Origin of the sequence: Flavobacterium sp. A45 (assembly GCF_002001005.1) — a bacterium.
Taxonomy (GTDB): Bacteria; Bacteroidota; Bacteroidia; order Flavobacteriales; family Flavobacteriaceae; genus Flavobacterium.
The window spans coordinates 1-464 of sequence record NZ_MUNX01000006.1 but is presented as its reverse complement, the minus strand read 5'-3'; the positions used below and the strand labels follow the sequence as shown (position 1 = coordinate 464).

At 44.8% G+C, this 464-nt stretch carries 1 protein-coding gene; it reads right to left on the bottom strand.

The window, feature by feature from the left end; genetic code table 11:
- Positions 1-464: hypothetical protein (locus tag B0E44_RS18675; protein WP_165688742.1), on the bottom strand; the 464-nt coding region annotated here is incomplete at both ends.

The following is a 464-nucleotide window of genomic DNA, read 5'->3' as shown; positions in this document are numbered from 1 at the left end:
GTTCCATCTGTAAGTCTCTCCCGAACAAATGGTTTGATTCGTTACTATATCTGCAGGTTTTGGCGTTACAGTCAAGTTCAACACTTGATCTGCCGTACAACCGTCTGCTCCTGGGAATCTTGTTCCTATCTGATTCGTTGTATAATCCGTACCGTTCCATGTGAAGGTCGCTCCCGAACAAATCGTTTGATTCGTTACTATATCTGCAGGTTTTGGCGTTACAGTTAAGTTCAACACTTGATCTGCCGTACAACCGTCTGCTCCTGGGAATCTTGTTCCTGTCTGATTCGTTGTATAATCCGTACCGTTCCAGGTGAAGGTCGCTCCCGAACAAATGGTTTGATTCGTTACTATATCTGCAGGTTTTGGCGTTACAGTCAAGTTCAATACTTGATCTGCCGTACAACCGTCTGCTCCTGGGAATCTTGTTCCTATCTGATTCGTTGTATAATCCGTACCGTTCC